A 3608-nucleotide genomic window follows, 5' to 3' on the forward strand; every position below is an offset into this window, starting at 1 on the left:
CTTATTAAGTAGCCGTATTGGACCGTCATTACAATTGGGTGGTCAAGCAATCTTGTTCGGTACATCATTTGGTATCGTACTAGGTGTTATTTCAGCTATGTACAAGAATACTTGGATTGACTCAACCGCAACATTCGTGGCTATCTTAGGTCGTTCAATTCCTAACTTCGTTTTCGCGGTATTACTACAACTAGTATTTGCCGTACAACTAGGCTGGTTCCCAATCGCTTTATGGAACGGTTCATTTGCAGCAACAGTCTTACCGACATTAGCATTGGCCATTTCGCCATTAGCCGATTCGAGTCGTTTCATCCGTACCGAAATGGTCGACGTATTGAATTCAGACTATATTGAATTAGCGCGTGCGAAAGGTTTAAGCAAAACAGCCGTAGCTTTCAAACATGGTGTACGTAATGCCTTAATTCCATTATTAACATTATTAGGGCCATTAACAGTTGCCTTGATGACAGGTTCAATGGTAGTAGAAAACATTTACGCAATTCCTGGTATTGGTGAGCAATTCGTTAAATCAATCCAAACAAATGACTATCCAACAATCATGGGTATCACAATTCTTTACTCATTCATGTTAGTGTCAATGTTATTAATTGTAGATGTGTTATACGGTATCGTAGACCCACGTATTCGTGTAAGTAATGAAGGAGGGGAATAAGATGGCTGAAAACAATCAATCATATAAATCAATTGCAGCTGACAAATTCCGCCCAGCTACGCAACATGACCACGTCGCTGAACGTGAGCAAATTGCTGGAGAATCATTGAACTTCCTTCAAGATTCTTGGCGTCGTTTAAAGAAAAATAAAGTAGCGATTGTATCCCTAGTGGTATTGATCATTATCGTCATTCTTGCTATCTTGGCGCCAGTGATTGCACCTGCAGATCCAAATGCGCAAAACGTAGCCTTTGCCAACCTACCACCAAAGATTCCTGGATTGGAAAATGTTGCTTGGTTTGATGGTAAATCAGAAGTAGCCGGAACAGCTATTGACCAATACGCTACCAATAATGTACCAGAGGGCGTTTACTACTACTTAGGTACTGACGCTTTAGGACGTGACTTATTATCACGTGTCTTATACGGTACACGTGTATCGCTATTCATCGGTATGATGGCTGCCTTATTCAACTTAGTAATCGGTGTACCTTACGGTATTATTTCAGGTTGGAATGGTGGTCGTATTGACAACATCATGATGCGTTTCTTAGAAATCCTATCAGGTGTACCGAACTTGGTTATCGTAATCCTAATGTTATTAGTATTACAACCAGGTATCATGTCAATCATCATTGCATTAGCAATTACAGAGTGGATTTCAATGGCTCGTGTAATTCGTGCGCAAACAATGAAAATTAAAAACCAAGAGTACATCTTGGCTGCCCGCTCTTTAGGTGAATCTGCATGGAAAATTTCTTTCCGTCACATCTTACCTAACCTGTCAGGTATCATTATTATCCAAACAGTATTCTCAATTCCGTCTGCGATTTTCTTCGAAGCGTTCTTGAGTTTCATCGGTTTAGGTATTCCAGCACCAAATGCTTCTCTAGGTACATTAATCAATGATGGGTACAAGACATTTAGATTCTTGCCTCATTTAATGTGGTACCCAGCGGGTGTAATCTGTATCGTCATGATTGCATTCAACATGTTAGCAAATGGTTTGCGTGATGCTCTAGATCCAAAAACGAATGATTAAGGAGTTGAGCAGAATTGAGTAATAAAACAGAAAACATTTTAGAAGTAAAAGACTTAGAAATTAATTTCAAAACGTATTCTGGTGATGTTCAAGCCATTCGTAAAGTGAACTTTGACTTGAAACATGGGGAAACGTTAGCAATCGTAGGTGAGTCTGGATCAGGTAAATCTGTAACCGTTCGTACCGTAATGCGCTTATTAGCCAATAACGCTGATGTTAAAGGTGGTCAAATCCTTTTTAACGGCGAAGACTTATTGAAGAAATCTGAAAAAGAGATGCAAGGTATTCGTGGTAAAGATATCGCCATGATCTTCCAAGATCCGATGACTTCATTAAACCCTACAATGAAAATTGGTAAGCAAATTGCTGAACCGATTATCTTACACCAAAATAAATCTAAAAAAGAAGCCTATGCAAGAGCGGAAGAATTACTAGAATTAGTAGGTATTCCAAAAGCACACGAACGTATGGACCATTATCCACACCAATTCTCAGGTGGACAACGTCAACGTATCGTTATTGCGATTGCCTTGGCATGTAACCCGCGTGTCTTAATTGCGGATGAGCCAACAACGGCTTTAGACGTAACCATACAAGCACAAATTCTTGAATTAATGAAAGAATTACAAGATAAAATTGATACATCAATCATTTTCATCACACATGACTTGGGTGTTGTTGCAAACGTTGCTGACCGTGTGGCCGTTATGTACGCTGGTAAAATCGTTGAATACGGTGATGTGGACGAAATCTTCTTCAACCCACAACATCCTTATACATGGGGGCTAATCGGTTCAATGCCAACATTAGATACTGCAGGTAAATTGGTTTCAATCCCTGGTACACCACCAGACTTATTGGATCCGCCAAAAGGTGACGCCTTTGCCTTACGTTCTGAATACGCGATGGAAATTGATTATGAGGAAGAACCACCGTTGTTCCAAGTATCGCCAACACATGCCGCTGCAACTTGGTTATTACACCCAGATGCACCAGCAGTAGAAGAGCCAGCTGAAATTCAACGTCGTCACAGAATCTACGAAAGCCTATCAAAAGGTATCGTGCCAGAAGGCTACAACGATGGTGCACCTCAAGCTGAGTTAGATGAGCATACTGAAGTGGTTACATCAGCTGATACTGAAGGTGTAATCGCTACAGGTGGAGTAGATATGGAAGGAGATGACGCAATTGGCTAATGAGCAAGAACCAATTTTAAAAGTTAGAAATTTAAAACAATACTTCAATGAAGGCTCAAAAGGTGAAGTACGCGCCATTGACGATATCTCTTTTGACATTTTCAAAGGTGAAACATTTGGTTTAGTTGGTGAGTCTGGTTCTGGTAAAACAACTACCGGACGTGCTGTTATGCGTTTATACCAACCAACTTCAGGTGAAATCATTTTTGAGGAGAAAGATATTGCTTCATTAAAAAACCGTCGTGATATGTTAGACTTCCGTAAAGATATCCAAATGATTTTCCAAGATCCGTACGCATCTTTAAACCCTCGTATGAAGGTTGAAGACATTATTGCTGAAGGTCTAGAAATTCACGGTTTAGTGAAGACAAAAACTGAACGTAAAGCGAAAGTCGCTGATTTACTAGAACAAGTTGGGTTAAACCCACAACACGCTACCCGTTACCCACATGAGTTCTCTGGTGGACAACGTCAACGTATCGGGATTGCACGTGCACTTGCAGTGGCACCAAAAATGATTGTAGCGGATGAGCCAATTTCAGCCCTTGACGTATCGATTCAAGCCCAAGTAGTTAACTTGCTTGAAGAATTACAAAAGGACTTTGGCTTAACATTCCTATTCATCGCCCATGACCTTTCAATGGTGAAATACATTTCTGACCGTATTGCCGTAATGTATATGGGTAAAATAGTAGAA

4 protein-coding genes are annotated in these 3608 nt (G+C 40.3%); all 4 read left to right on the forward strand.

The annotated features are described in order from the left end of the window. On the forward strand, positions 1-673 hold a 673-nt coding region (locus ACRCJ0_RS10685; RefSeq protein WP_431390425.1), incomplete at its 5' end, for an ABC transporter permease. A gap of 1 nt (position 674) precedes the next feature. After that, positions 675-1715, forward strand: a complete 1041-nt coding sequence (gene opp3C / locus ACRCJ0_RS10690; RefSeq protein WP_431390426.1) for an oligopeptide ABC transporter permease — start codon at positions 675-677, stop codon at positions 1713-1715. Between the two features lie 14 nt (positions 1716-1729). Beyond that, positions 1730-2911: an ABC transporter ATP-binding protein gene (locus ACRCJ0_RS10695; RefSeq protein WP_431390427.1), complete on the forward strand. Its 1182-nt coding sequence runs from the start codon at positions 1730-1732 to the stop codon at positions 2909-2911. Continuing rightward, positions 2895-3608 (forward strand): ABC transporter ATP-binding protein (locus ACRCJ0_RS10700; protein ID WP_431390428.1); only part of this gene is annotated, 714 nt, incomplete at its 3' end. The genes ACRCJ0_RS10695 and ACRCJ0_RS10700, both read left to right, overlap by 17 nt.

The sequence above is a fragment of the Aerococcus sp. L_32 genome (assembly GCF_050689315.1).

Excerpts from the sequence above, each read along its gene's own strand:
- opp3C (WP_431390426.1), top strand. The coding sequence starts at position 675 with ATGGCTGAAAACAATCAATCATATAAATCAATTGCAGCTGACAAATTC.